The organism is Neisseria sp. P0001.S005, assembly GCF_051963715.1.
In genome coordinates this window covers 1-231 of the sequence record NZ_JBQCTZ010001107.1, presented here as the reverse complement: position 1 = coordinate 231, position 231 = coordinate 1, and the positions used below count along the sequence as shown (strand labels likewise).

The window sequence follows — 231 nt, the reverse complement described above, 5'->3', positions numbered from 1 at the left end:
CTGGTTGGTACAGCGCAAGGCCGACTTCCAAAAAATCAGGGGTGTGGCCGCAGTTGAATTTTGGATTGGTAGGGTTTTCAAAGTTAGGGTTACCAGGGTCTTCACGCTCAGGATAGTAAACCAAGAATACGTCTTGACCAAATTTCAAGCCGCCTTATTCAATTCGCGGCAGCAATACTTCTTCGGTAGTGCCGGGGTATGTGGTGGATTCCAAAGAAAGCACTTGACCGG

Annotated in this window: 1 pseudogene; it reads right to left on the bottom strand. The window is 48.5% G+C overall.

The window, feature by feature from the left end:
- Positions 1–231, bottom strand: a pseudogene (locus ACTHSP_RS24225) (UDP-N-acetyl-D-glucosamine dehydrogenase); the annotation flags it as partial.